Annotated in this window: 31 protein-coding genes; 27 read left to right on the plus strand and 4 right to left on the minus strand. The window is 57.4% G+C overall.

Annotation, left to right across the window (positions count from 1 at the left end):
- Positions 1 to 9: 9 nt before the first annotated feature.
- From ACR0MJ_RS01595 to ACR0MJ_RS01680, 18 genes are all read left to right on the plus strand, one after another.
- Positions 10 to 237: a DUF5337 domain-containing protein gene (locus ACR0MJ_RS01595; protein ID WP_480612897.1), complete on the plus strand. Its 228-nt coding sequence runs from the start codon at positions 10 to 12 to the stop codon at positions 235 to 237.
- Between the two features lie 7 nt (positions 238 to 244).
- The gene (gene nuoF / locus ACR0MJ_RS01600; RefSeq protein ID WP_170403997.1) at positions 245 to 1,543 is read left to right on the plus strand and encodes an NADH-quinone oxidoreductase subunit NuoF; all 1,299 of its coding nucleotides are present in this window, start codon (positions 245 to 247) and stop codon (positions 1,541 to 1,543) included.
- Positions 1,544 to 1,548: 5 nt separating this feature from the next.
- Positions 1,549 to 1,965 carry an MAPEG family protein gene (locus ACR0MJ_RS01605; protein ID WP_170733155.1) on the plus strand — a complete coding sequence of 139 codons (417 nt, stop codon included), beginning with the start codon at positions 1,549 to 1,551 and terminating at the stop codon, positions 1,963 to 1,965.
- Positions 1,962 to 2,465: a DUF3291 domain-containing protein gene (locus ACR0MJ_RS01610; RefSeq protein ID WP_170403991.1), complete on the plus strand. Its 504-nt coding sequence runs from the start codon at positions 1,962 to 1,964 to the stop codon at positions 2,463 to 2,465. Before ACR0MJ_RS01605 ends, ACR0MJ_RS01610 begins: the two co-directional genes overlap by 4 nt.
- Positions 2,466 to 2,541: 76 nt before the next feature.
- Complete coding sequence (locus ACR0MJ_RS01615) at positions 2,542 to 2,901, plus strand: hypothetical protein (protein WP_170397047.1); 360 nt, start codon at positions 2,542 to 2,544, stop codon at positions 2,899 to 2,901.
- Positions 2,902 to 2,999: 98 nt separating this feature from the next.
- Complete coding sequence (locus ACR0MJ_RS01620) at positions 3,000 to 3,404, plus strand: DUF5333 domain-containing protein (protein ID WP_170424103.1); 405 nt, start codon at positions 3,000 to 3,002, stop codon at positions 3,402 to 3,404.
- A gap of 2 nt (positions 3,405 to 3,406) precedes the next feature.
- Positions 3,407 to 5,428 (plus strand): NADH-quinone oxidoreductase subunit NuoG, encoded by a 2,022-nt coding sequence (nuoG, locus tag ACR0MJ_RS01625; RefSeq protein WP_480758668.1) that lies wholly within the window; start codon positions 3,407 to 3,409, stop codon positions 5,426 to 5,428.
- Between the two features lie 204 nt (positions 5,429 to 5,632).
- Positions 5,633 to 6,670, plus strand: a complete 1,038-nt coding sequence (gene nuoH, locus ACR0MJ_RS01630; protein ID WP_480758670.1) for an NADH-quinone oxidoreductase subunit NuoH — start codon at positions 5,633 to 5,635, stop codon at positions 6,668 to 6,670.
- A 1-nt stretch (position 6,671) separates the two neighbouring features.
- Positions 6,672 to 7,166: an NADH-quinone oxidoreductase subunit NuoI gene (gene nuoI / locus ACR0MJ_RS01635; protein WP_170397042.1), complete on the plus strand. Its 495-nt coding sequence runs from the start codon at positions 6,672 to 6,674 to the stop codon at positions 7,164 to 7,166.
- Entirely contained in the window at positions 7,163 to 7,573 is a 411-nt protein-coding gene (locus tag ACR0MJ_RS01640; protein ID WP_010442761.1) for a carboxymuconolactone decarboxylase family protein, read from the plus strand. Before nuoI ends, ACR0MJ_RS01640 begins: the two co-directional genes overlap by 4 nt.
- Complete coding sequence (locus ACR0MJ_RS01645; RefSeq protein ID WP_170397038.1) at positions 7,570 to 8,172, plus strand: NADH-quinone oxidoreductase subunit J; 603 nt, start codon at positions 7,570 to 7,572, stop codon at positions 8,170 to 8,172. The genes ACR0MJ_RS01640 and ACR0MJ_RS01645 overlap by 4 nt, the downstream gene beginning before the upstream one ends.
- A gap of 4 nt (positions 8,173 to 8,176) precedes the next feature.
- Positions 8,177 to 8,482: an NADH-quinone oxidoreductase subunit NuoK gene (gene nuoK, locus ACR0MJ_RS01650; RefSeq protein WP_005984024.1), complete on the plus strand. Its 306-nt coding sequence runs from the start codon at positions 8,177 to 8,179 to the stop codon at positions 8,480 to 8,482.
- Between the two features lie 6 nt (positions 8,483 to 8,488).
- A complete protein-coding gene (gene nuoL / locus ACR0MJ_RS01655; RefSeq protein WP_480758672.1) occupies positions 8,489 to 10,618 on the plus strand; it encodes an NADH-quinone oxidoreductase subunit L in 2,130 nt (709 codons plus the stop codon).
- On the plus strand, positions 10,618 to 12,162 hold the full coding sequence (locus ACR0MJ_RS01660; RefSeq protein ID WP_480758675.1) for an NADH-quinone oxidoreductase subunit M: 1,545 nt from the start codon (positions 10,618 to 10,620) through the stop codon (positions 12,160 to 12,162). The genes nuoL and ACR0MJ_RS01660 overlap by 1 nt, the downstream gene beginning before the upstream one ends.
- A gap of 15 nt (positions 12,163 to 12,177) precedes the next feature.
- The gene (nuoN, locus tag ACR0MJ_RS01665) at positions 12,178 to 13,620 is read left to right on the plus strand and encodes an NADH-quinone oxidoreductase subunit NuoN (protein WP_480758678.1); all 1,443 of its coding nucleotides are present in this window, start codon (positions 12,178 to 12,180) and stop codon (positions 13,618 to 13,620) included.
- Between the two features lie 54 nt (positions 13,621 to 13,674).
- On the plus strand, positions 13,675 to 14,424 hold the full coding sequence (locus tag ACR0MJ_RS01670; protein ID WP_170397030.1) for a biotin--[acetyl-CoA-carboxylase] ligase: 750 nt from the start codon (positions 13,675 to 13,677) through the stop codon (positions 14,422 to 14,424).
- Between the two features lie 12 nt (positions 14,425 to 14,436).
- Positions 14,437 to 15,216: a type III pantothenate kinase gene (locus ACR0MJ_RS01675; protein WP_170397028.1), complete on the plus strand. Its 780-nt coding sequence runs from the start codon at positions 14,437 to 14,439 to the stop codon at positions 15,214 to 15,216.
- On the plus strand, positions 15,213 to 16,880 hold the full coding sequence (locus ACR0MJ_RS01680) for a ribonuclease J (protein WP_480758681.1): 1,668 nt from the start codon (positions 15,213 to 15,215) through the stop codon (positions 16,878 to 16,880). The genes ACR0MJ_RS01675 and ACR0MJ_RS01680 overlap by 4 nt, the downstream gene beginning before the upstream one ends.
- Here the strand turns inward: ACR0MJ_RS01680 and ACR0MJ_RS01685 are convergent.
- A complete protein-coding gene (locus tag ACR0MJ_RS01685) occupies positions 16,877 to 17,578 on the minus strand; it encodes an NUDIX hydrolase (protein ID WP_170626401.1) in 702 nt (233 codons plus the stop codon). The two genes, ACR0MJ_RS01680 and ACR0MJ_RS01685, sit on opposite strands and share 4 nt — an antisense overlap.
- Entirely contained in the window at positions 17,575 to 17,973 is a 399-nt protein-coding gene (locus tag ACR0MJ_RS01690; RefSeq protein ID WP_170397024.1) for a DUF983 domain-containing protein, read from the minus strand. Before ACR0MJ_RS01690 ends, ACR0MJ_RS01685 begins: the two co-directional genes overlap by 4 nt.
- A 221-nt stretch (positions 17,974 to 18,194) precedes the next feature.
- Here ACR0MJ_RS01690 and ACR0MJ_RS01695 point away from each other — a divergent pair, with 221 nt between their 5' ends.
- From ACR0MJ_RS01695 to ACR0MJ_RS01710, 4 genes are read left to right on the plus strand one after another with little or no spacing between them, the layout of a single operon-like run.
- Positions 18,195 to 18,650 carry an EF-hand domain-containing protein gene (locus tag ACR0MJ_RS01695; protein ID WP_170403961.1) on the plus strand — a complete coding sequence of 152 codons (456 nt, stop codon included), beginning with the start codon at positions 18,195 to 18,197 and terminating at the stop codon, positions 18,648 to 18,650.
- A 6-nt stretch (positions 18,651 to 18,656) separates the two neighbouring features.
- Positions 18,657 to 19,271: an RNA polymerase sigma factor gene (locus ACR0MJ_RS01700; protein ID WP_170403958.1), complete on the plus strand. Its 615-nt coding sequence runs from the start codon at positions 18,657 to 18,659 to the stop codon at positions 19,269 to 19,271.
- Positions 19,264 to 19,608 carry a hypothetical protein gene (locus tag ACR0MJ_RS01705; RefSeq protein ID WP_170397018.1) on the plus strand — a complete coding sequence of 115 codons (345 nt, stop codon included), beginning with the start codon at positions 19,264 to 19,266 and terminating at the stop codon, positions 19,606 to 19,608. The genes ACR0MJ_RS01700 and ACR0MJ_RS01705 overlap by 8 nt, the downstream gene beginning before the upstream one ends.
- Complete coding sequence (locus ACR0MJ_RS01710) at positions 19,605 to 20,078, plus strand: periplasmic heavy metal sensor (RefSeq protein WP_170397015.1); 474 nt, start codon at positions 19,605 to 19,607, stop codon at positions 20,076 to 20,078. The genes ACR0MJ_RS01705 and ACR0MJ_RS01710 overlap by 4 nt, the downstream gene beginning before the upstream one ends.
- A 4-nt stretch (positions 20,079 to 20,082) precedes the next feature.
- On the opposite strand, the gene ACR0MJ_RS01715 is transcribed toward ACR0MJ_RS01710, so the two are convergent.
- Positions 20,083 to 21,483 (minus strand): diguanylate cyclase, encoded by a 1,401-nt coding sequence (locus ACR0MJ_RS01715; RefSeq protein WP_480758684.1) that lies wholly within the window; start codon positions 21,481 to 21,483, stop codon positions 20,083 to 20,085.
- A gap of 89 nt (positions 21,484 to 21,572) precedes the next feature.
- Between ACR0MJ_RS01715 and ACR0MJ_RS01720 the strand changes: the two genes are divergently transcribed.
- From ACR0MJ_RS01720 to ACR0MJ_RS01740, 5 genes are all read left to right on the plus strand, one after another.
- Positions 21,573 to 21,857 carry a DUF3572 domain-containing protein gene (locus tag ACR0MJ_RS01720; RefSeq protein WP_480758688.1) on the plus strand — a complete coding sequence of 95 codons (285 nt, stop codon included), beginning with the start codon at positions 21,573 to 21,575 and terminating at the stop codon, positions 21,855 to 21,857.
- 19 nt (positions 21,858 to 21,876) lie between these two features.
- A complete protein-coding gene (locus tag ACR0MJ_RS01725; protein WP_170424087.1) occupies positions 21,877 to 22,572 on the plus strand; it encodes an HAD family hydrolase in 696 nt (231 codons plus the stop codon).
- 113 nt (positions 22,573 to 22,685) lie between these two features.
- Positions 22,686 to 24,245 carry a trimethylamine methyltransferase family protein gene (locus ACR0MJ_RS01730; RefSeq protein WP_170403942.1) on the plus strand — a complete coding sequence of 520 codons (1,560 nt, stop codon included), beginning with the start codon at positions 22,686 to 22,688 and terminating at the stop codon, positions 24,243 to 24,245.
- Between the two features lie 123 nt (positions 24,246 to 24,368).
- Positions 24,369 to 24,956 (plus strand): heme NO-binding domain-containing protein, encoded by a 588-nt coding sequence (locus ACR0MJ_RS01735; protein ID WP_480758691.1) that lies wholly within the window; start codon positions 24,369 to 24,371, stop codon positions 24,954 to 24,956.
- A complete protein-coding gene (locus tag ACR0MJ_RS01740; protein ID WP_170818011.1) occupies positions 24,953 to 25,951 on the plus strand; it encodes a GGDEF domain-containing protein in 999 nt (332 codons plus the stop codon). The genes ACR0MJ_RS01735 and ACR0MJ_RS01740 overlap by 4 nt, the downstream gene beginning before the upstream one ends.
- A gap of 24 nt (positions 25,952 to 25,975) precedes the next feature.
- Here ACR0MJ_RS01740 and ACR0MJ_RS01745 read toward each other — a convergent pair whose 3' ends face one another.
- Complete coding sequence (locus tag ACR0MJ_RS01745) at positions 25,976 to 26,662, minus strand: CbiX/SirB N-terminal domain-containing protein (protein ID WP_170397003.1); 687 nt, start codon at positions 26,660 to 26,662, stop codon at positions 25,976 to 25,978.
- Between the last annotated feature and the right edge of the window lie 61 nt (positions 26,663 to 26,723).

Consider the following 26,723-nt stretch of genomic DNA (forward strand, 5'->3'; position numbering starts at 1 on the left):
CAGGACGAGATGGATACGGACAAGGAACTGGCCATAGCCCGCAAGGGCCGACATATCGGCATCGTCATTGCGGTGACGATGGTGATTTGGCTTGGCATGACCTTGTTCATCGGCCCAGCAATCGGATTGCCGGGGCGCTATGCGCTGCTGTTTGATTTCGCCGCTCTGGCGGGATTCATCTATGCGGGCGTCAACATATTTCAACTCTGGCGCATGCGTCAGGATAGCCAAGGGTAACTGAGCGATGCTGAAGGATCAGGACAGGATCTTTACCAACATCTACGGGATGCATGAGCGTACGTTGAAAGGCGCGCAGGCCCGGGGGCATTGGGACGGCACCGCTGGCCTGATCGAAAAGGGCCGCGACTGGATCATCCAGACGATGAAGGACTCAGGCCTTCGTGGTCGTGGTGGAGCGGGTTTTCCGACCGGTTTGAAGTGGTCGTTCATGCCCAAGGAAAGCGATGGGCGTCCAGCTTATCTGGTTGTGAACGCGGATGAATCCGAGCCCGGTACCTGCAAAGACCGCGAGATTATGCGTCATGATCCGCACACGCTGATCGAGGGCTGCCTGATCGCGTCCTTCGCGATGAACGCGCATACCTGCTATATCTACCTGCGCGGTGAATACATCCGCGAGCGTGAGGCGCTGCAGGCTGCGATCGACGAGGCTTACGATGCCGGTCTGCTGGGCAAGAACGCCGCTGGTTCGGGCTGGGATTTCGACCTGTTCCTGCATCACGGAGCCGGGGCCTATATCTGCGGCGAGGAAACCGCTCTGATCGAAAGCCTTGAGGGCAAGAAGGGCATGCCGCGCATGAAGCCTCCGTTCCCGGCGGGCGCGGGCCTTTATGGCTGCCCGACCACGGTGAACAATGTGGAATCCATCGCCGTTGTGCCTACCATCCTGCGTCGTGGCGCGGACTGGTTCGCCGGTTTTGGCCGTCAGAACAACGCGGGCACCAAGCTGTTTGCGATCTCGGGCCATGTAAACAACCCGTGCGTCGTCGAAGAGGCGATGTCGATCTCCTTCGAAGAGCTGATTGAAACCCATTGCGGCGGCATTCGTGGCGGCTGGGACAATCTGCTGGCGGTAATACCCGGCGGGTCTTCGGTGCCATGCGTGCGCGGTGAGAACATGCGCGACGCGATCATGGATTTTGACTATCTGCGCGGAGAACTGGGCTCGGGTCTGGGCACGGCAGCGGTCATCGTGATGGACAGGTCCACCGACATCATCAAGGCAATCTGGCGGTTGTCGAAGTTCTACAAGCACGAAAGCTGCGGCCAGTGTACGCCGTGTCGCGAAGGTACCGGTTGGATGATGCGCGTGATGGATCGTCTTGTACGCGGTGAAGCCGAACTGGAAGAGATCGACATGCTGTTTGACGTCACCAAACAGGTTGAAGGCCACACGATCTGCGCCCTTGGCGACGCGGCGGCCTGGCCGATCCAAGGTCTGATCCGCAATTTCCGAGAAGAAATAGAGGACCGCATCAAGGCCCAGAAATCGGGCCGCATGGGTGCGATGGCAGCGGAGTAAAATCGATGGAAGTCTATGCCGAATATTCCCACGCGATCGCCGCTTTGGTGATCTTTACCCTGATCGTTCTGTTCATGTCGCCGTTCTCGGCGCTTGCAAAGGCGAGCAAGGGGCTGGCACCGGGGGCCACTCCGGATCAGGATTATTCGGACAGGGCCTATCGTTTGAACCGCGCTTATCTGAACGGCACTGAAACTCTGCCTGCCTTTTTGACTGTTACAGTCGCGGCGATCCTGTTGGGGGCCAGCCCGTTCTGGGTGAACCTGCTGGCCTCAATAGCGCTGCTGGCGCGGGTTGTTATGTTGGTGATTCACCTGCGCGGGATCGGCAAGCCGCATAGCGGGGTCCGGTCTGTTGCTTATGTGGTTGGATGGGCCTGCATGTTCATTCTTGGCCTTATTGCTTTGGTGGCCGCGTTTTGATCCAGCCCGAAGGATATCATCTGGCCGAGTTGAATGTCGGCCGTTTGTTGGCGCCAACAGACGATCCGCGCGTGGCTGAATTCATGGCCAACCTGGATCGCGTCAACGGGCTTGGCAAGCGGATGTCCGGCTTTGTCTGGATGATGGAAGGGTCCGGAGAACCGGGAACAGGCAACACCGAAAACAGCATCGGGGATGATCCGCAATTCGTCGCGAACCTGACGGTTTGGGAAGACGTCGCCAGCCTTGAGAAATTTGTTTGGGGGACTATCCACAAACAGTTCTACGAGCGTCGGCAAGAGTGGTTCGAAATCCTTGGCGAACAACATTTTGTCATGTGGTGGGTGCGGGAAGGGCATTGCCCCAGTTTGGCCGAAGCGCTGGATCGTCTGGAAAAGCTGCGCTCGGAAGGACCCAGCGAGCATGCCTTTGGGTGGGCAGAATTGAAACAGGCCAGCAAGTGGCGCGACAATCGTTGCGTACAGGTCGCGGCGGAGTGAGCGGGATGTTGTTTCATACGCTTTCTCCTGCGCATCAGCGGATGCCACAAGCGCCAGCCACGAAACAGGAGTGGTCATGATGGCGAAACGCGTATTCGTAATGACAATGGTATTGGTGGGAAGCTTACTTGTATCTGCCTGCGGTACAGCGAAATCGAGGGCGACCCGCGTGGCGTTTGATGGCATTTTCTTCAACGCCAACGCTAAACACGTGGATAAGAAGACGACACCTACCGATTTCACTGTGACTGTGAATGGCGTTTCGCAGTCATTGGAAGGCGCACGCGAAGCGGGCCGCTATGAGGCGACAAAATTCTGCATTCAGAATTTTGGATCGTCCAGAATTGTATGGAAGGTTGGGCCGGAGACCGAGCCGCAAAATCTACGGATCGAAAACGATAAGCTGACGTATGCCGGAAGCTGTCAGCGACCATGAGCCACCGTATCGCATATCACGGCAAAACCCATGGGCTGTTATTGCATAGCAGCCCGGCTGACCGCCGTCTTGGGAATCCCAAGACGAAAGGAAATGTCATGACTGTTGTACGACTTCTGGCCGCGATTTGCGCGATTTCGATGCCTGTAATGGCCGAAGCCAAACCACCCTTGAGGGATGTCAAAGAGATCGACAACGAACTCTACTACATCGCGATCGCAAATGAGATTTCGGAGTACTGTCCGTCGATCAGCGGGCGTCGACTTAAGGCGATTGGGGTGATGTGGGATCTGCGGTCCAAGGCGAACAAACTGGGATATTCGGACAAGGAAATCCGCGCCTATGTGGACTCGGATGCCGAGAAAGACAGGATGCGTGCCAAGGGTGAGGCGTATCTGACCCAAAACGGCGTGTCTTATGAAAATCCCAATTCTTTCTGCACGTTGGGGCGGAAAGAGATTGAAAGAAACAGCGCCATCGGCGTGTATTTGAGGGCGAACTAGCGATGTCTGACCTCCGCAAAGTCAATATCGACGGGCAGGAAATCGAAGTCGATGGCGCGATGACACTGATCCAGGCCTGCGAGCAGGCCGGGGTCGAAGTGCCGCGCTTTTGCTATCACGAGCGTCTGTCGATTGCCGGGAACTGCCGGATGTGTCTGGTCGAGGTCGTGGGCGGCCCGCCGAAACCGGCGGCCTCCTGCGCGATGCAGGTGCGCGATCTGCGTCCGGGTCCGGAAGGGCAGGCACCGGTGGTCAAGACGAACTCGCCCATGGTCAAGAAGGCCCGCGAAGGGGTGATGGAGTTTCTGCTGATCAACCACCCGCTGGATTGCCCGATCTGCGATCAGGGCGGTGAGTGTGACCTGCAGGATCAGGCCATGGCCTATGGTCTGTCAGGGACGCGCTTCAAAGAAGCCAAGCGTGCCGTGGATGATCTGGACCTTGGTCCGCTGGTTGGCACCGCGATGACTCGCTGCATCAGTTGTACTCGTTGCGTGCGCTTCACCACAGAGGTCGCCGGGATCACCCAGATGGGTCAGACCGGACGCGGCGAAGATGCCGAGATCACCTCGTACCTGAACCAGACGCTGGATTCGAACCTGCAGGGCAACATCATCGATCTGTGCCCGGTAGGGGCGTTGACCTCGAAGCCATATGCATTCACCGCTCGCCCTTGGGAACTGACCAAAACCGAGAGTATCGACGTGATGGACGCTTTGGGCTCAAGCATCCGTGTAGATACCAAAGGGCGTGAAGTGATGCGCTTTCTGCCGCGCAACCATGACGGTGTGAACGAGGAATGGATCAGCGACAAGACCCGCTTTGTCTGGGACGGCTTACGGCGTCAGCGACTGGACAGGCCTTATGTGCGCGAAAACGGCAAGCTGCGTCCTGCCACATGGCCAGAAGCACTGAACAAAGCTGCTGAGGTTCTTAAGGGGGCCGAGAAACCGGCTGGGATCGTAGGTGATCTGGCTTCGGTTGAGGCCATCTATGCGCTGAAACAGATGATCGAAGGGCAAGGCGGTATCGTTGAGTGCCGCACCGACGGCGCCAAACTGCCTGCGGGTAACCGAGCAGCCTATGCCGGGACCGCGGCAATCGAAGATATTGATGCGGCTGAACGTATCCTGTTGATCGGGACCAACCCGCGTGACGAGGCTCCGGTTTTGAATGCTCGTATCCGCAAGGCCTGGGCACACGGTGCCGAGGTGGCCCTGGTCGGGCCTGCCGTCGATCTGACCTATGAGTATCACCATGTAGGCGGCGACCGTGCCGCGCTGCAGACCGTCGTTGATATGGGTGGTGACGATGAGATCAAGAGCAAGCGCTCTCTTGTCATCGTCGGGCAGGGCGCGCTGCAGGAGGCCGATGGCTCTGCCGTTCTGGCCGCCGCGCAAGCCATTGCAAGAAATACCGAAAGTGGGCTGATCGTTCTGCACACCGCAGCATCGCGCGTGGGTGCGATGGATGTGGATGCGACCAACGAAAGTGGCATGGAGGCGGTCAACGCGGCCGATGTGATCTATAACCTCGGTGCCGATGAGGTCGAGATCGGCGAGGGTGCTTTTGTGATCTATCAGGGTAGTCACGGCGATCGTGGCGCGCACCGCGCAGATGTGATCCTGCCGGGGGCGGCTTACACAGAAGAAAACGGTCTGTTCGTGAACACCGAAGGGCGTCCTCAACTCGCCATGCGCGCAGGCTTTGCACCGGGAGAGGCCAAGGAAAACTGGGCAATCCTAAGGGCGTTATCTGCCGAGCTGGGGGCTACTCTGCCCTACGATACATTGGCTCAATTGCGCACCTCCTTGCTCGAATCTGTTCCGCATCTGGCGCGCATTGATGAGGTGATTGAGAATGAAGCAGTGGCGCTACAAGCCGGAAAATTGGGTGAAGCCAGCTTCCGCAATGCAATCAAGGATTTCTACCTGACCAACCCGATTGCCCGCGCCTCGCAATTGATGGCCGAACTATCGGCACAGGCGCAGACCCGCAAGACTGAGAAGATTGCGGCTGAATGAACCAGAAACGTTTCATATCGCAGACGTACGCGGTGCCCGGGTGGCAGATAGCCGCGCCGGATTTGCGTGTGAAATTGAAGATTAAGGGTGGCGTACAGACGGCAGATGCTGTTTACACCAACGCGCCGACCCAGCCGCAGATTGCGCAGGCATCTGGCCTTTGCATCGCACGCGGAAACCAAAATACCCACGGTGTGAGGACCAATGGCTGACTTCTTTAACACCCCAGGCGGAATAGCCATCATCATTCTGGCGCAAGTGCTTGCTGTTGTTGCGTTCGTGATGATCTCGCTGTTGTTCCTCGTTTACGGCGACCGCAAGATCTGGGCCGCCGTCCAGATGCGTCGCGGCCCCAACGTTGTCGGCGTATACGGCCTGCTGCAATCGGTGGCGGACGCACTGAAATATGTGGTGAAAGAGGTCGTCATTCCCGCAGGTGCCGACCGTACAGTGTTTATCCTCGCACCATTGACCAGTTTTGTCCTCGCGATGATCGCCTGGGCGGTGATCCCGTTCAACGATGGCTGGGTCCTGTCGGACATCAACGTCGCCATCCTCTATGTCTTCGCAGTCTCATCGCTTGAGGTTTATGGCGTGATTATGGGTGGTTGGGCGTCGAACTCAAAGTATCCATTCCTTGGGTCGCTGCGCTCTGCCGCGCAGATGATTTCATACGAGGTATCCATCGGTCTGATCATCATCGGCATCATCATCTCGACCGGTTCGATGAACTTTGGTGATATCGTCCGCGCACAGGATGGCTCGTTCGGGTTCTTCGGCTGGTACTGGCTGCCGCATTTCCCGATGGTGTTCCTGTTTTTCATCTCGGCATTGGCTGAAACCAACCGGCCACCCTTCGATCTGCCCGAGGCGGAATCGGAACTGGTTGCAGGCTATCAGGTCGAATACTCGGCCACGCCTTTCCTGCTTTTCATGGCCGGTGAATACATCGCCATCTTCCTGATGTGTGCTCTGACCACACTGCTGTTCTTTGGCGGCTGGCTGTCCCCGATCCCAGGCCTGCCTGACGGCGTATTGTGGATGGTTGCCAAGATGGCGTTCTTCTTCTTCATCTTCGCGATGGTCAAGGCGATCACACCCCGCTACCGCTATGACCAGTTGATGCGCCTGGGTTGGAAAGTGTTCTTGCCGTTCAGCCTCGTCTGGGTCGTCTTCGTGGCCTTCGCGGCGAAATTCGGCTGGTTCTGGGGCGCGTTTGCCCGTTGGAGCGTAGGAGGCTGATATGACTCAAATCGACTACACCCGCGCCGCCAAATATTTCCTGCTGCAGGACTTCTGGGTCGGAATGAAATTGGGCTTGAAATACTTCTTCGCCCCAAAAGCCACCGTGAACTACCCGCATGAAAAGGGGCCCTTGTCCCCGCGGTTCCGGGGTGAACATGCCCTGCGCCGTTATCCGAACGGTGAGGAACGCTGCATCGCCTGCAAACTGTGCGAAGCGATCTGTCCTGCACAAGCCATCACCATCGATGCCGAGCCGCGCGAAGACGGAAGCCGCCGCACCACGCGCTATGACATCGACATGACCAAATGCATCTATTGCGGTTTCTGCCAGGAGGCATGTCCGGTTGATGCCATCGTCGAGGGCCCGAATTTCGAATTCGCCACCGAAACCCGGGAAGAGTTGTTCTACGACAAGCAGAAACTGCTGGATAACGGCGAACGCTGGGAAGCCGAAATTGCTCGCAATCTGGAAATGGACGCGCCGTACAGATGAGTGACAGTCCGACAAATCCGTTCGAGCTGATGATGAAGCAAGCTCAGGACATGGCCAAGGCGATGAACCCGGCGATGGAGAATTTCTCGCCCAAAGGGTTTGAGGCGTTGTGGCCGACCATGCCGAAAGAGGTCATGGAGATGATGTTCGGCAATACCGTCAACAAGGACGGGCTGGATGCCAAGACACGCCTGCTGCTTACGCTGGCCGGGCTGACCTGTCAGGGCGCTCAGGCAGACTCGGCGGTGCGTCAGACCGTGCGCCACGCGCTGGAAGCTGGCGCGAAGAAACAAGAGATCGTGGAAACGATCGGTCAGATGTCGGTCTTTGCCGGCATCCCGGCCATGACCCGTGCGCTGGATCTGGCGCAAGAGGTCATGGGTGATAACGAGGATGAGGATCAATGACCGTCTTTGCCTTCTATCTGTTTGCCATCAGCGCCATCACCGGCGGGCTGTTCACGGTGATCAGCCGCCAGCCGGTGCATTCGGTGCTGTGGCTGATCCTGTCCTTTCTGTCCTCGGCGGGCCTGTTCGTGCTGCTGGGGGCCGAGTTCGTGGCGATGCTGCTGATTATCGTTTACGTCGGCGCGGTCGCGGTTCTGTTCCTCTTCGTGGTGATGATGCTGGATGTGGACTTTGCCGAGCTGAAGGCCGAGATGGCGCGCTACATGCCGCTGGCGCTGTTGATCGGATTGGTGATCCTGATGCAGTTCGTCATGGCCATCGGAGCATGGGACAGCGCGCAGGGTGCCGCCGCCAATCTGGCGCAGCCGGTACCGAGCGACCGCCACAACACTGAGGCGCTCGGCGTCATTCTATACGATCAATACTTCCTTCTGTTCCAACTGGCGGGCCTGATCCTGCTGGTGGCCATGATCGGTGCCATTGTGCTGACACTGCGCCACCGTCAGGACATCAAGCGTCAGGACATCATCGGCCAGATGATGCGCGACCCGGCCAAAGCGATGGAGTTGAAGGACGTGAAACCGGGGCAGGGACTTTGAGACGATGATCGGACTTGAACACTATCTTACGGTCGCGGCGACGCTATTCGTCATCGGCATCTTCGGTCTCTTTCTGAACCGCAAAAACGTCATCATCCTGCTGATGAGCATCGAGTTGATGCTGCTGGCGGTGAATATCAACCTCGTTGCGTTCTCTAGTTTCCTCGGCGATCTGGTCGGGCAGGTCTTTACGCTGTTCGTGTTGACAGTTGCGGCGGCTGAGGCGGCGATTGGTCTTGCCATTCTGGTCTGCTTCTTCCGCAACCGTGGCACCATCGCGGTTGAAGACGTCAATATGATGAAGGGGTAAGAGAATATGGAAACCACCATCCTCTTTGCCCCGCTCGTGGGTGCGTTGATCTGCGGTTTTGGCTGGCGCTTCATTGGTGAGAAAGCCGCCATGTGGACCGCAACGGGCCTGCTGTTTCTGGCCTGCCTGCTCAGCTGGATCGTCTTCCTCTCATTTGACGGCCACACCCAGCAGATCGAGATCATGCGCTGGATCGAAAGTGGTTCGCTGTCGACAAGCTGGGCCATTCGTCTGGACCGTCTGACGGCGATCATGCTGATCGTGGTGACGACCGTTTCGGCGCTGGTTCACTTGTATTCGTTCGGCTACATGGATCACGACCCGCAATGGCGTGAAGGCGAAAGCTATAAGCCGCGTTTCTTTGCCTATCTGTCGTTCTTCACCTTCGCCATGCTGATGCTGGTGACGGCGGACAATCTGGTTCAGATGTTCTTTGGCTGGGAAGGCGTGGGTGTCGCCTCGTACCTGCTGATCGGGTTTTATTATCGCAAGCCCAGCGCCAATGCAGCGGCGATGAAAGCGTTCATCGTGAACCGAGTGGGCGATTTCGGCTTTGCGCTGGGGATCTTCGCGCTGTTCTTCCTGACCGACAGCATCAATTTCTCAGACATATTCGCGTCGGCCCCGGCATTGGCGGAGGAAAAACTGAGCTTCCTCTGGGGTGAGTGGACTGCGATTGAGGTGATCTGTGTTCTGCTGTTCATTGGTGCGATGGGTAAATCGGCGCAGTTGATACTACACACCTGGCTGCCGGATGCGATGGAAGGTCCGACCCCTGTGTCCGCGCTGATCCACGCTGCGACCATGGTTACCGCAGGTGTGTTCCTGGTCTGCCGTATGTCGCCGCTGATGGAGTTCGCACCGGGGGCCACTGGGTTCATAGCCTTCCTTGGCGCTTCGACTGCGTTTTTCGCAGCAACCGTGGGCTTGGTGCAGACCGATATCAAGCGGGTCATTGCGTATTCGACCTGTTCGCAATTGGGTTACATGTTTGTCGCCGCCGGCGTTGGCATGTACTCAGCCGCGATGTTCCATCTGCTGACGCACGCGTTCTTCAAGGCGCTGCTGTTCCTTGGTGCCGGTTCAGTGATCCATGCAATGCATCATGAGCAGGAGATGACCGAGTACGGTGGTCTGCGGAAGAAAATCCCCTATACGTTCTGGGCGATGATGATCGGCACGCTGGCCATTACCGGTGTGGGCATCCCGCTGACCACGTTTGGATTCGCCGGGTTCCTGTCGAAGGATGCCATCATCGAAAGCGCCTTTGTAGGTGGCACAGGTTATGCCTTCTGGATGTTGGTAATCGCAGCGGTGTTCACCTCATTCTACAGCTGGCGTCTAATATTCCTGACCTTCTATGGCGAGCCGCGTGGCGACAAGCATACGCATGAGCACGCGCATGAAAGTCCAATGGTCATGCTGGTCCCACTGGGCGTGCTGTCGCTGGGCGCGGTGTTCTCGGGGATGCTGTGGTACAACCAGTTCTTCGGCTACACCGATAAAGTGGCCAAGTTCTACGGTATTCCGCTGGCGGAAGAGACTGGCGGTCATGGCGAAGTTGCCGCAGACGCATCTCATGGTGAGGCCAAGGCAGATGACGCCCAAGGCGACGCGAAGGCTGATAAAGGCGAGGGTGGCAACAAGGCGGACAAAAAGCATGCCAGCTTTGGCGGTGAGCCGGGCGAAGGCGCGCTGTATATGGCACCTGACAACAATGTCCTGAACGATGCGCATGAGGCTCCGAAATGGGTCAAAGTATCGCCTTTTGTTGCCATGCTGCTGGGTTTTGTCGTCGCCTATTGGTTCTACATCGTGAACACGTCGCTGCCCGCTCGTCTGGCGGCGAACCAGCGGCCGCTGTACCTGTTTCTCAAGAATAAGTGGTACTTTGACGAGATCTACGACGCGATCTTTGTCAAACCTACCATTGCGCTGGGTCGGTTCCTGTGGAAACGCGGTGACGGCAACACGATTGATGGCTTCCTGAACGGGGTTTCGATGGGCGTCGTGCCCTTCTTTACCCGCCTCGCAGGCAAAGCTCAGACGGGTTACATCTTTACTTACGCCTTCTGGATGGTTTTGGGCATCGCCGCTCTTGTCACCTGGATGTCGATCGGCGGAGGCGCAAACTAATGGACAATATCCTATCTATTGTCACCTTCATCCCCGCCATCGCAGCAGGCATTCTGGCCCTGTTTCTGCATGGCGAGGACGTAGCCGCGCAGCGCAACGCCAAATGGGTTGCGCTGGTTGCCACAACCGTGACCTTTCTGGTCTCAATCGGCATCTATACCGGCTTTGATCCGTCCAACACCGGCTTCCAGATGGTGGAAGAGGGCGAGTGGCTGCTGGGCCTGAAGTACAAGATGGGTGTCGATGGTATCAGCGTTCTTTTCGTGCTGCTGACCACCTTCATCATGCCGCTGACCATTCTGGCCAGCTGGCAGGTCACGGACCGGGTCAAGGAATACATGATCGCATTCCTGCTGCTGGAAACGCTGATGCTGGGCGTGTTCATGGCGCTGGATCTCGTGCTGTTTTACCTGTTCTTCGAGGCGGGCCTGATCCCGATGTTCCTGATCATCGGTATCTGGGGCGGCAAAGACCGGATTTATGCCAGCTTCAAGTTCTTCCTCTACACCTTCCTCGGCTCGGTGCTGATGCTGGTGGCGATGGTTGCCATGTACGCGGATGCGGGTACCACGGATATCGTGGCTCTGATGAGCCATCAGTTCTCGTCGGATGGGTTCAGCGTGCTGGGCATCTATATCGTGGGCGGCATGCAGACGCTGATGTTCCTGGCCTTCTTCGCGTCGTTCGCGGTGAAGATGCCGATGTGGCCGGTCCACACCTGGCTGCCGGATGCGCACGTTCAAGCGCCGACCGCGGGTTCGGTCGTGCTGGCGGCGATCCTGCTGAAGATGGGTGGCTATGGCTTCCTGCGGTTCAGCCTGCCGATGTTCCCTGTGGGATCAGCAGTGATGACTGACGTGGTGCTGTGGATGTCGGCCATCGCCGTTGTCTACACCTCGCTTGTCGCGCTGGTGCAGGAGGATATGAAGAAGCTGATCGCCTATTCGTCGGTCGCGCATATGGGCTTTGTGACCATGGGTATCTTTGCTGCGAACCAGCAGGGCATCGATGGCGCAATCTTCCAGATGCTGAGCCACGGGTTCATCTCAGCCGCGCTGTTCCTGTGCGTCGGCGTGATCTACGACCGGATGCATACCCGCGATATTGACGCATACGGAGGTCTGGTCATCCGGATGCCTGCTTATGCGTTGGTCTTCATGCTGTTCACCATGGCCAATGTGGGCCTGCCGGGCACGTCCGGGTTTATCGGAGAATTCCTGACCCTAATGGGCGCCTTCCAGGTCAACACCTGGGTGACCGCTGTTGCGGCGACCGGTGTGATTTTCTCGGCAGGTTATGCGCTGTGGCTTTACCGTCGGGTTGTGTTTGGCGACCTGATCAAGGAAAGCCTGAAAGCCATCACCGACATGAGCTCGCGCGAGCGGCTGATCTTCGCGCCGCTGATCGTGATGACCATTCTGCTGGGTGTTTATCCGTCGCTGGTGACCGACGTGATCGGGCAATCCACCGCTGCGCTAATCTCGAACTATGACACGGCTCTGGCCGCGGCTGAGGCCGCAACCCAGACAGCCGCTTCGCATTAAGGGGGCTTTGGAGACATGATCCAGGCTGATCTGACAATCATCCTGCCGGAAATTGTTCTGGCAATTTATGCGATGGCGGCGCTGATCGGGGCTGTCTACACCACCAAGGATGCTCTGGCCCCCATGCTGGTCTGGGCCACTTCAGGTCTGATGGCGGTGTTGGCAATCTGGATTGCGATGAATGGCGAAGGTACCAACGTGGCCTTCAACGGCATGTTCGTGGATGACGGCTTTGCTCGATTTGCAAAGGTTGCGATTCTGCTGTCTGCCGCTGCGGTATTGCTGATGAGCCAGGAATATATGGCGCGCCGCAATCTGTTGCGCTTTGAATATCCTCTGCTGGTCGCACTTGCGGCTGTAGGCATGATGATGATGGTTAGCGCAGGCGATCTGATGTCGCTTTATATGGGGCTTGAGCTGCAGTCGCTGTCGCTTTACGTCGTGGCCGCCTTGCGGCGCGACAGTGCCAAATCCACCGAAGCCGGTCTGAAATACTTCGTGCTGGGCGCGTTGAGTTCTGGCTTGCTGCTCTATGGTGCGTCGCTGGTTTACGGCTTCACTGGCACCACGCTGTTCTCGGGTATCATCCAAACGGTGCATCATGGAGATGTCTCGATTGGCCTCCTGTTTGGCCTGGTGTTCATGATCTCGGGTCTGGCCTTCAAGGTCTCGGCCGTGCCGTTCCACATGTGGACGCCGGATGTGTATGAAGGGTCACCGACCCCGATTACTGCGTTCTTCGCAACCGCTCCGAAAGTGGCTGCGATGGCCTTGTTCGCGCGCCTGATGCATGACGCATTCGGAGGCGTGATCAAGGATTGGCAGCAAGTGATCGTGCTGCTTTCGGTCCTGTCGATGCTGCTGGGCGCGGTTGCGGCCATCGGGCAGCGGGACATCAAGCGGCTGATGGCGTTTTCGTCGATTGCCCATATGGGATATGCTCTGATCGGACTGGCCGCCGGGACCGAGATGGGCATCAAGGCAATGCTGATGTATCTGGCCATCTATGTGACGATGAACATCGGAACCTTCGCATTCATCCTGATGATGGAGCGTGATGGCAAACCGGTCACTGATATTGATGCGCTACGTCAGTTCTCGAAGCGCGATCCGGGCAAAGCTCTGGCGGTCCTGATCCTGATGTTCAGTCTGGCGGGCGTGCCACCGATGCTGGGCTTCTTCGCCAAGTTCGGCGTCTGGCAAGCGGGTATCGATGCCGACCTGTTCGGGCTGGTGATCGTCTCGGCCATCGCCTCGGTCATCGGTGCGTTCTACTATCTGCGGATCGTGTTTTACATGTATTTCGGGGCGGAGAATGAAGACCCGATCGAGATCCGCTCGACCCCGGTTTTGTGGGCAGCGCTGATGGGCTCTGCGGCTCTGATGTTGATTGGCGTATTTTATCAGTTCGGTGTGGAAGGGGCAGCTGCAGCTGCTGCGGCGACGCTTGTCAACTGATACTGCCGCGTTTCGATCAACCGAGGCTCGGTCGCGCGACCGGGCCTTTTTGACATGAGCGAATGGCCGCAGGGATATGGCCTGCATATACTGAAAGAAGTCGACAGTACTCTGAATGAGGCGGTGCGGCTTGCGCCAACAGCGACCGGTCCGGTCTGGATCATGGCACATCATCAGACCGCCGCGCGTGGTCGGCGCGGGCGAGCCTGGGCCAACCCCAAAGGTAATCTGGCAGCGACTTTGCTGATGCGCCCGCCGGGTGATCCGGAACAGGCGGCCCTTCGAAGTTTTGTCGCAGCGCTCGCCCTGTATGATGCGTGTGTGGCGGTAACGGGGCGCGCAGTAGGTTTGGCACTGAAATGGCCCAATGACGTACTGCTCAACGGCGGAAAACTAGCGGGTATCCTGCTAGAAAGCACGGGGCAGGGCCGGGGTGTGTCACATCTGGCGATAGGTATTGGGGTGAACCTGTCCGAGGCACCGGGCACTGATCGCGTCGAAGCCGGAGCGGTGCGACCTGTTTCTCTGCTTTCGGAAACCGGCGCGCTCACCACCCCCGAGGATTTTCTAACCGAACTGGCGGTAGCCTATGCGCATTATGAGACCCAGTTCATGACTTACGGGTTCGAACCTATCCGCACCGCCTGGCTATCCCGAGCAGCGCGGTTGGGCGAAGTCATAACCGCTCGTACAGCCACGTCCGAAACGGTTGGAACCTTCGAAACGGTAGACGTGGGTGGCAGCCTTGTCCTAAACACCGCCAAGGGCCGGGTCAGCATTCCGGCTGCGGATGTGTACTTCTGAAAGGGGCGCGGGATGCTTCTGGCGATTGATTGCGGCAATACCAACACCGTTTTCTCGATCTGGGATGGCGAAAAGTTCCTGTGCACTCTGCGCACCTCAACCCACCATGCCCGCACAGCGGATGCCTATTTCACCTGGTATTCAACCTTGGTGAAACACTACGGTATCGAAGCTGATATCTCGGATGTGATCATCGCCTCAACCGTGCCACGCGTGGTGTTCAACCTGCGGGTCTTTGCTGATCGCTTTTTTGGATGCCGGCCGATTGTTGTTGGCAAGCCAGATTGCCTGCTGCCGGTCAATCCGCGCGTGGACGAAGGCACCGTGCCCGGTCCGGACCGGTTGGCCAACGCGGCGGCGGCGTTCGACCGCCATGGCGGCAATGTGGTTGTGGTTGACTTTGGGACGGCCACGAATTTCGACGTGGTCGCAGCCGACGGCGCCTACGTCGGTGGTATCATCGCCCCTGGCGTGAACCTGAGCCTTGAGGCACTGCATCAGGGTGCCGCGGCGTTGCCGCATATCGACATCACGAGGCCCGAAAAAGTGATTGGAACAAACACGGTTGGCTGTATCCAGTCCGGCGTGTATTGGGGATATTCCGGCCTGATCGAAGGGCTGATCTCGCGCGTGAAAGCTGAATACGGAATGGCGATGAAAGTCGTCGGTACCGGGGGCCTGGCGCCTCTTTTTGATCAGGCCGACGTGGGTTTCGACGCTATCGAGGATGATCTGACGATGCACGGGTTGACCGTGATACATCGCTATAACAAGGAAAATGGCTCAACATGAGCAGTGAACGACTGATCTATCTGCCGCTGGGCGGTGCAGGCGAAATCGGCATGAATGCCTATGTCTATGGTTACGGTAAGCCGGGGCAAGAGCGGTTGATCCTTGTGGATCTTGGCGTTGCCTTCCCGGACATGGACACCTCGCCCGGCGTGGATCTGATCTTTGCAGACATCACCTGGTTGAAAGAGCGTGCCGATCAGCTGGAAGCAGTTTTTGTCACCCACGCGCACGAAGATCATGTCGGGGCGGTGGCCCACTGTTATGAGGCTTTGGGCGCGCCGGTCTACGCGCGCGCTTTTACCGCCAATATCGCACGTCGCAAGATGGATGAACGCGGCCACCCGACCGAGGCGGTGCAAACTGCGTCTCCATGGCCCGAACAGATCAAGGCTGGCCCGTTTACCGTTGGTTTCCTGCCGGTTTCGCATTCCATCCCTGAAAGTGCAGGGCTCGTTATCGACTCGCCTGCCGGACGCGTGGTGCATACGGGGGATTTCAAGCTCGATTCCAACCCGGTCGTGGGCGAACCATTCGATCCCGATCTGTGGGCCGAGGTGGCAAAGCCCGGCGTCAAAGCGTTGGTCTGTGACAGTACCAATGTGTTCTCAAGCCATCCCGGGCGTTCGGAATCCGAAGTCGGCCCCGAGATCACCCGTCTGGTTCAAGAGGCCAGCGGCATGGTCATCGCAACCACGTTTGCCTCGAACGTGGCACGCGTGAAAACGCTGGCAGAGGCGGGACAGAAAGCCGGCCGTTCGGTCGTACTGCTGGGTCGTGCGATGCGGCGTATGATCGAGGCGGCGACCGAGACCGGCATCCTGACCGATTTTCCAAAGGTTATCAGCGCCGAAGAGGCCGTCGACGTGCCACGCGCGAACCTGATGTTGATTGTGACTGGCAGCCAAGGCGAACGCCGCGCAGCCAGCGCCCAACTGGCGCGCGGTAAGTATCGCGGACTAGAAGCGAAAGAGGGCGATCTGTTTCTGTTCTCGTCCAAGACTATTCCCGGCAATGAACGTGGCGTGATCCGCATCATGAACCAGCTCAGTGAGAAGGGCGTGGATGTGGTCGATGACAGCTCTGGTCTGTATCACGTCTCGGGTCACGCCAACCGGCCTGATCTTGAGAAGGTTCACGCCCTGATCGATCCGCAGATGGTTATCCCGATGCATGGCGAACACCGCCACTTGCGTGAGCATGCCAAACTGGCCGAAACGGGTGGTCGCACTGGGATTCTCGCTGTTAACGGCACTATGCTGGATCTGACTGGGAATGCGCCCAAAGTGGCGGATTATATCGAGACTGGCCGGACCTATCTGGATGGTACAGTCAAAATCGGCGCCTTGGACGGCGTGGTGCGCGACCGGATTCGGATGGCGCTGAACGGCCATATCATCATCACCGTGATATTGGACGAAGAAGACGAACCGCTGGGTGAGCCGTGGTGCGATACGATGGGCCTGCCCGAAATGGGATCATCCCGCGCGGGGCTGATTGAGGTGCTGGAAGAGGACCTGAACCAGTTCCTGATGCGTGCGGGTGCAAAGACGCTGCGTGATGACGACAAACTGGAAGAAGGGTTGCGCCGGATCGCACGTCAGACCGCGCAGGCCGAGATCGGCAAGAAACCCGAGGTAACAGTGGTTGTTAGCCGAATGCGTTAATCTGCATAGGGCATCGGATAGCCCCGAAGCTGCAGGAAAAGGCTGGCCTCTTCGTTGTTGAGAAAGAAGGGAACAGTTTCAGGCGGGTTCGGGTCCTCTGCACGGGCGGCGACTTCGGCCAGAACAACTTCGGTGATGAAGGGCAGGTCGAACTCTCGCGCTTGGCTGATCTTGACCCATTGCAAATGCGATAGCTCGTCCGAGGCATGGGTGAAGTCGTCAAGATCCCCCTGAATCGCGTCCGCATCGACCAGAAAGAACCTGGCGTCGAACCGGCGGGGTCGCCCCGGTGGTGTGACTGCGCGAAAGACAAATTGCAGTGCTTCTGCAGACGGCAGGTAGCCCATCGCCGCAAAGCTTTGCCAATCGGCCGGGATCGCGCCTTGCCAATCCCCTTGTTGCCCCAGAACAAGCCCGGTTTCTTCCCACAACTCTCGGATCGCCGCGACAGCCAGAGAGGTCTGCAAGTTTGGCGCTGATTGTTGTGACAGGCGATCGGTGCATAGATCGGGCAATGGCGTGCTGAGCGAGATGCCCGCATCGGAAGCATCAACCGCGCCGCCCGGGAACACGAATTTGTTCGGCATGAACGCAGCCTTGGCACCGCGTTGGCCCATCAGGATCGACGGGTCTGTGAACCGATCACGCAATACGATTACGGTAGCAGCATCCCGGATTGCGGTTTTATCCGCCGTCATCCGGCCTTGCCAAACCCGTGCATCCGCCGCGCCCATTGATAGGCGACAACGGCCCCTTTGAGACGGGGCAGAAGGAACAGGGATAGCGCGACGCAGCCGATCGAGAATGCAATCGCCATGGTCCATGGATCGGGACGCCACTGCACGTAAGAGACATGAAGGGCGGGTGCCAGAAGGTGCCCCACCAGCAGGATCGTCAGGTAGGCCGGGCCGTCATCAGCGCGATGATGGAACAATTCCTGCCCGCATTCCGAACAGGTGTCATTCACTTTGAGATAGCTGTGCAACAGCGCACCCTCACCGCAATTCGGGCATTTGCACCGGAACCCTCGGATCAATGCGGGTTTTGTTGGGCGGTCTTCTTCGAGCGAACTGTCAATAGTTTGGTCAATCATATGTATCTCGCGCATCTTTCCTGAAGGCATATAGGCAGGATCAGACCCAACGGAAAAGGGGGGTGCGTCGCTTTGTGGCGCTGCTGCTTAGCGTATCATTTTCTATTGGCGTTTCAAATAAAGCAAAAAAAGTTGTGCCGGAAGCGACGGAAACCCGCCCAAGCCGCGTTTGAATAAGTATCAACAGCGGCAAATGGCCGCCAAATTCAGGGAACTATGTAATGAAAACCAAAAGCTTCATTTCGGCAATCGTCGTAGCTGCAGTTACTGTGACCGGCACTTCCGCTTTGGCCAAGGGCCCGCGTGCGACATTTCAGGAACTGGATGCCGACGGGGACGGGCAGGTGACTCAGGCCGAGATCGAGACACATCGCAACCAGAAATTCACCGCTGCCGATACGGATGGCGACGGCCAACTGAGCGTCGAAGAAATGCAGGCCGCGGCGCAGACCAAGGCCAACGAGCGTGTTACCAAGATGTTCGAAAAGCACGACGCAAATGCGGATGGTTTCCTTAGCGAAGATGAATTGCCGAAACCGCGCCGCGCCTCCAAGATGTTCGAGCGCATCGATGCCGACGGCAACGGTTCGATCTCAGAACAGGAATACGCGGATGCAAAAGACAAAATGGGCCGGAAACACAAGCGGCATCAGAAGTCGGACACCGACAACAACTGATGCGGGATGGAGGATCTGACCTCTTATCCCGACATCGAGCATGGCGGAACACCTGCCATGCCCGAGCCCAGCGACGAAGAGTTGCTGGGCCGGTTTTCTGATGGCGATGCTACGGCGGCCCGCCTGCTGACCGGGCGGTTGGGGCCGCGAAGTTATTCCGTGGCTTTGCGAATGCTGGGAAACCCAGCAGAAGCAGAGGACGTGACGCAAGAAGCGATGATGCGCCTTTGGAAGATGGCACCTGACTGGGTGCCGGGGCAGGCGCAGTTATCGACCTGGCTCTATCGCGTAACACTGAATCTATGTGTGGACTTGCGCCGGAAAAAGCGGCCTCAAGCGTTGGACAATGTGGCCGAACCCGAAGATGAGACTGCCAGTGTGGTCGACCAGATGCAGGAGAGTGCCCGCAAGGACGCGTTGCAGGCTGCATTGGAGCATTTGCCGGACCGGCAGCGGCAGGCTGTGGTTCTGCGGCACATCGAAGAATTGTCCAATCCCGAAATCGCGGGGATCATGGATATTTCGGTCGAGGCGGTTGAAAGCCTGACCGCGCGTGGCAAACGATCTCTGACCGCGATACTGGCGGGGCGTCGGGATGAACTGGGGTACGAACATGGCTGATCAAGATAACGAACTCGACCATCTGTTTGCACGGGCGCGTGCGGCGCGGGATACGTTTCCTGACGATCTTGCTGTTCGCATCGAAACGGATGCTGAAGCCATACGTCTGGCCCGAACCGCAAGACCGCAGCGGCGGACATGGCGGCAAAAGATAGGCGTTATCGGGGGGTGGCAAGGGTTGAGCGGTCTTGTGGCCGCAAGCGCAGCTGGCGTCTGGATCGGGTTCTCCGCTCCGGCCTTCTTGCCGGACCCTGTTGATTATTTCATCTCACAAGAGACGACCTATCTGATGGCCGATCTGAATTTAGACGAAAACTATCTGGAGGACGCAGAATGAGCGATCATCCCGCACCCAAACGCAAATGGATGCCGATATTGCTGGTTGTCTCTCTTGCTTTGAATCTGCTGATTGTCGGAGTCATTTTGGGTGCGGCATTGCGCTTCAAAGGAAGCGCTCATGCCGATGCGCCTCCGGGATTTGGCCCGGCGCTGTATTATGCGCTGCCAAAGTCGGATCGAAAGGCTCTGAGAGGTGAGTTGTCGGACCTGCGCGGAAAAGGATCACATCGGCGCAAGCAGGATTTTACTGCTCTTAGTCAAGTGCTTAGGGCCGTGCCTTTCGATCCCGCAGCGGTTGCGAGTCTTTTGGCACAGCAGTCGAAGGCAACTGCTGATCTGCAGACTGCGCTTCATCAGCAATGGCTGGCCCAGATCTCGGCCATGAATGATGACCAACGTGCCGCTTACGCGGACCGGCTGGAGGACGTAGTTAAACGCGGCCCGCGCAAACACAAAAAACGGGACTGACTAGTCACGCTGCGCTTTGCCGAATCTGTACCTGGTTGCGGCCCGCTTTTTTGGCGGCATAAAGTGCTTTGTCCGCCGAGCTGATCAATCGACCAACCGGGTCTGTTTCGCCTGGATGAGAAAGTTCGGGCGGGGTACATAATTTCACCCCCACGCTGATCGTTACGGGTACTGGGGCTGGACGATCCGGCAGCTGAAAAGGTTTTTCGCAAATTGTTTCACAAATCTGTTTCGCTTGCTTCAGCGCTTGGTCGGTTGAGGTATTCGGTAGCCCGATCATGAACTCTTCGCCGCCGATACGCGCGACAAAACCGGTTTTTCCTATCACGACTCGCAGCCTTTTCGCGGTTTCGGTCAGAACCAAATCCCCCGCGGCGTGACCGTAACGGTCATTGATTGCCTTGAAGTGGTCTAGATCGGCCAGCATCACAGCGAATCCGTGTTCCGTTTCTGGGGCCTGAAGCGCGATCTGGTCCAGCGCGCGCATCGCATAGCGGCGATTGAACAGTCCGGTCAGCGGATCGATCAGGGATTCGGCCAAATCCCTGCGCAATGTCGCTCGCAATCTGTCGTCTCGGGTCTTGCGGGCGATCAGAGTTTCAAGCCGCAAGCATATCTCATCTGTCTGAAACCCGCCCATGCAGACCGCATCAGCGCCTCGGTCCAGCGCCTCGGCCGCAAGTGCGGGATTACCATCAGGCAACACACCGATCAGCACCGTATTTCGTGTCGCACCGCGCGACCGAAGATCTGCCAGTAGGTTCCGCCCCGAGCTATTCGGTGCAAGCTCAACAACAATCGCGTCCGGGATCGTTCCGGACAGGATGCCTTTGAGATCAGGCAGAGTATGGCCGGTCACACGATGCCGAGTTTGATGGGTCAGAGCATTACTCCACAACGCGCTGGTTCGAACTGTTTGCGTCAGGATCGCGATCTCTGCCGTCGATGGCGGGGCGATCAACACCTGTGGCGCCTCGCCAAAGCCAATGGTTTGGACCGAACCTTCGATGTTTAATTCCTGCCGTTCGGCGCGCGTACGTAACAAGCTGCGCACGCGGGCCAATAGAAGAGTATCTTTGAACGGATAGCCAAGCACATCGTCCAGCCCGTCCGACAGTGCTTTCAACCGCGCTGCTTTGTCGTTTTGCGGTGCAATCGCCACAATCGGCACATCGATCAGGGCAGGATCTGCCGTCATCACTTTCTTAACATCCACAGCGGTTCCGTCGGGCAGAGTTTGCGCTGTAAGAACCAGATCAGGCCGTGTCCGCCGCAGCAATGCACCAAGCCCGGCCAGTTTCTCACCCTGCACGACATGGTACCAGGCGGCCGTCAACTGAACCTTGAGCATTATGCGATTGGTCGAAACACCGTCGAGGACGAGTATGGTGCCTTGTACAGACATAGCCATTCACCGTTTGATTGCATGCGTTGCTAAAGTGTTTATGAGTCTGGTTAACAAACCCTTTCCAACACAGTGTCCGAGGCCAGTTTATGCCGATCTCCGCCAATTCCGCTGAAACTCTGGCCCTGAATGTGCTGGGCTGGCTGGTGGGAAATGATGAGTTGCTGCCCGTTTTCCTGGGGGCGACAGGTGCCTCGGAACAAGATTTGCGCGACCGTGCGGGTGAGGCTGAATTTCTTGAGTCTGTGTTGGACTTTCTGCTGCTTGACGATTCATGGGTGATCGCTTTTTGTGACGCCAATTCCGTGCCCTACGAAGAGCCGGGTCAAGCCCGTGCCGCGTTGTCCGGAATTTCGGATATGCACTGGACCTAACCCAAAGGAAATTTGTTTCATGGCAATCGACGCCCTCGTGTTCGACAAGGACGGTACTCTTTTTGATTTTGCAGCCACTTGGGGTGCGTTCGGGCGTATCGCGATGCTGCAGCTCTCTGATGGAGATGTGCAGCGCGCGACCGAGTTGGGGAAGGCCATCGGATTTGATTTTGAACAAGAGAGCTACGACCCGAATAGCGTAGTCATCGCCGGAACAGTCGATGAAGTTGCTGCAGCCCTGACACCGCATTTGCCTGAGGTATCTCTGGGGCACCTGATCGAAACACTCAACCGGGCGTCAGCGAACGCAGAGCAGATCCAAGCCGTTCCCTTGGCACCATTCCTTGCCGAGCTGCGGCGCGCCGGGCTGAAACTGGGCGTTGCGACGAACGATGCTGAAATGCCGGCCCTGCAGCACCTGCAGTCCGTTGGTGTGCGGGACCATTTTGATTTTGTAGCCGGATATGACAGCGGACATGGTTACAAGCCAGGTCCGGGGCAGCTATTGGCCTTTGCTCAGCATGTCGAGGTCGCGCCATCTCGTGTTGCGATGGTTGGTGACAGTCTTCACGATCTAGAGGCGGGACGCGCCGCAGGGATGGTCACCATCGGGGTTCTGACCGGCATGGCGACGGCCAAAACACTCGAACCGCTGGCGGATGTCGTCTTGCCCAACATCGGGCACATTCCCGGCTGGTTGTCGAAAACCGAATAACCTCGGTTCCAAATCGCCGGGTTGGATAATAAAACCGACAACTCTTGTCGCAGACAGAACGGCGATACTGAATCTTCGGGGCTTTCATAGGAGTGAAAGCGCGGAGGATGGTGATGGCTGAGAGCAAGACACGCAAACGTCGCGGTGGTGGACGCGCGGGCGCAGCCGCGAGGCGCGGCGCGGCGGTGATCGAGCAGATGCCCTGGAACCCGCCCACAAACATCGACAAGCCAATCGAGCCGTTGGGACCCGAGGGGATCGAAGCGGTTCACGAAGGTGCCATGCGGATTCTCGAAGAGATCGGCATCGAGTTCTACAATCAAGAAGCCATCGGGATCCTGCGCAAGGCGGGCTGTACAATTTCCGGCGACAACGTCCGTATGGACCGGGATTTCGTGATGGAAATGGTGGGCAAGGCGCCCAGCAAATTTACCATCACGCCGCGCAACCCGGAGCATCAGATCGAGATTGGTGGCAGGACCATTCTGTTCGGCAATGTTTCATCCCCACCAAATTATTGGGACATGGAAATCGGAAAAAAAGTGCCCGGCACCCGGCGGATGTGTCAGGACCTGCTGAAGCTGACGCAATACTTCAACTGTATCCACTTTGCAGGTGGATATCCGGTTGAGCCGGTCGATATCCACGCCAGCATACGGCACCTTGATGTGCTTTATGACAAGCTGACCCTGACCGACAAGGCAATGCATGCCTATTCGCTGGGGAAAGAGCGCGTCGAAGACGTGATGGAGATGGTGCGTATCGCGGGTGGCCTGAGCCACGAGGAATTCGAGGCCACGCCCCGCATGTACACTAACATCAACTCGACCTCACCGTTGAAACACGACCATCCAATGATCGATGGCTGCCTGCGGCTTGCGCGGCGTGGGCAGGCAATTGTCGTGACGCCTTTCACTCTGGCCGGGGCGATGGCCCCTGTGACGATGGCTGGCGCAGTGGCACAATCGCTTGCCGAAGCGCTGTGCGCGATTGCGTTGTTTCAGTACGTTCGCCCGGGTATTCCATGCGTGATCGGGACCTTTACTTCGAATGTCGATATGAAATCCGGTGCGCCTGCATTCGGGACACCGGAATACATGCGCTCGACCCAGATGACTGGGCAGATGGCACGGTATTATGGCTTGCCTATGCGGTCCTCGGGCGTTTGCGCGGCAAATGTGCCCGATGGGCAGTCGGTTTGGGAAACCTCGAATTCCCTTTGGGCGGCGGTGCAGTCAGGCACCAACATGGTATATCATGCGGCAGGCTGGCTTGAAGGAGGCCTTATCGCAAGCCCCGAGAAATTCATCATGGATTGCGAAATCCTGCAGCAGATTCAGCGGTATATGCAGCCGGAACTGACAGCAACGGGCCCGGATGACATCGCCCTTGAAGCGATCCGGTCTGTTGGAAACGACGGGCATTTCTTTGGCATCCAACATACGCAAGATCGCTATACCACCGCATTTTATCAGCCGTTCCTGAGTGACTGGAAAAACTTCGAAGCCTGGGAAGCAGCTGGTGGTATCTGGACTGCGGAACGTGCCCATCGGATGTTCAAGGAGATAGTGAACAATTTCGAAGCCCCGAAGATGGATGAGGCGATCCGCGAGGAGCTGGCCGAGTTTGTTGAGCGCCGCAAGGCCGAAGGCGGTGCGCCGACCGATTTCTGATCGCTGCCCAATCCGCCCTTCAGTTTGGGATTAGATCGGATTCTCATAATCCCGTATCGGATTTTGGGTGTTTGTTAAGCTTTCTGCGATCACTTGAGAGTGTCTTTCAATCTGAGGCGACACATGCACGGGCTGATCAACAGGGCGATCCAATCCTTTGTCTGCGCCACCTACGGGCGTCAATGCTGGTTGCGCGCGACTCATACGGCCGGGCTGGGATTTGACGAGTTCGAGGCGATGTTGATCTATGACACGGAGATATCGACCCGAGTGCTCGACGCTTTGTGCGCTGACTTGAGCCGCCCAAAATCCGAATTTCTTGAGGATTTGGGCACTTATCTGGTCTCACACTCGAACATGGAAGATCTACGCAGGTTATTGCGTTTTGGCGGGGTAACCTATTTGGAATTTTTGCATTCGCTTGATGACCTGTCGGATCGTGTCCGCCTTGCCGTGTCGGATCTGAGGTTGCCTGATTTGGAATTGCAGGAACATTCACCCGGAGAATATCACTTGCACTGCTCTGCTGATTTGCCGGGATATTCCAGCGTCATGACCGGTGTGCTGCGCGCCATGGCGGATGACTACGGCGCGCTGGTGATCCTATCCAATGAAGGTCACCAAAGCGGGGCCGAGGTGATTTCGATCACATTGATCGAAAGCGCGTTTGCCGAAGGGCGTCACTTTGATCTCGGGGCACGTAAATCATGATCAAGACCGCGGAGCTTGGACAGTTGCTGGACACCTTGTGCCCGATGTTCGTTCTTGTTGATGGCAAGGGTCGGGTCGAGCAGGTTGGACCAACCCTGCAGAAACTGCGCCCGGATCAACCGATGGCGGGCCAAAATTTTCTGGATATCTTTGAACTGGTGCGCCCCCGATCCATCAAGACAATTGCTGCGCTGATGACGGTGCCGGACCGAAAATTGCATCTCAGGTTTCAAGACCAGCCGCAGACGGCGTTCAAAGGTCTGATCGCGCCGTTTCCTGGCGGAAGCGGGGCGGTCATCAACCTGTCGTTTGGAATTTCGATACTGGATGCGGTACGCGACTATTCTCTGACCAGCACCGATTTCCCGGGCACTGATCTGGCCATAGAATTGTTGTATCTGGTCGAGGCAAATTCTGCCGCGATGGAAGCGTCACGCTCGCTGAACTTGCGTCTGCAAGGTGCGATGCTGGCGGCAGAAGAACAAGCCTACACGGATACGTTGACCGGGCTGAAAAATCGACGTGCGATGGATCATATTCTAGGGCATTTGATTTCGGCGAAATCGAGTTTTGCAATGATGCATCTGGATCTGGATTTCTTCAAATCAGTCAATGATCGATTGGGGCATGCTGCAGGGGACTATGTTCTGCAGCAAGCTGCAAAGATCATGCTGGACGTCACACGCAGCGACGACACGGTTGCCCGAGTCGGGGGTGATGAGTTTGTCTTGATTTTTAAGGGCATGAACGATCGTACAAAGCTTGATGGTATTGCAGGGCGCCTGATTTCACGCCTGTGCAAGCCGATGCAGTTCGATGGGGCAACCTGCCGAATATCGGCAAGTATTGGTACAGCACTCTCGACACAATTCGAAGTGCCCAAGGCCGAAGATATTCTTCATGCCGCCGATCTGGCTTTATACGCAGCGAAACGAAGCGGGCGATCCTGCCACCGTTTCTATTGCGAGCTATCGGATGCGCAGCATTCCGGTTGACGCAGGTGGCCCCCCTTTGCTTCGCTACAGTGTATCCAACATCGCCGCGATGTGTCGCTTGACCTGAGGAAGCTCTGAAATCACGGGCATTACGTGTCCGTGAAAGCTGGCGCGGGCAAGTTCCTCGGGTACATCTTCCAAAACATGGCCTCCGGTGCAGGCAAAAAACGGCAGGCACAGCGCCTTGCCACCGCACCCGGTGGCGGCGTCCGCAATTGATGGGGTTTGCTCAACGAACCCGGTGCGAATGCTATTGAACGCGGTAAGCCGACCCAGATTCTCGGCGAAACCCTTTGCGACAATGGCCGGATTGGCGCTGCGGCCCGAGCCATGTGCAGCGATCACAAGATCTGTGTCCGCCGCGCTCCAAACCCTGTTCGTCAGTTCCTGATGTATGGCCGCTGTAATCAGGGCAGGCAGTTCGGGATCGATACCCATGGGGTCCAGAATCGTGACAGAACGCTGGCCAATCCGCTTTGGCAGAGCGCTGGTGACAAACCAGCCGCGCGCCATGAATAAGGGGTAGATAACCGTGTCGCTGGTCAATCCATCAAGGCAATTTTCCAACGCCTGCGGGGCTGCCAATGTGGCCGACGATACCGAAACCCGTTGACATAACTCATCTACCTCTCGCGCAAAGGCTGCTAGCGCAGCTTCTGCAGGTGCAGGGTCCGAGGGTTGGCCATGGGCGACGATAACGGCGTGTGTCATGCAGGGCTCCGGATAGGTTCTGCGATAGATGTATTGCTGGTGGGCAGAGTCAATGCGGTGT

The organism is Ruegeria sp. C6 (assembly GCF_056537625.1).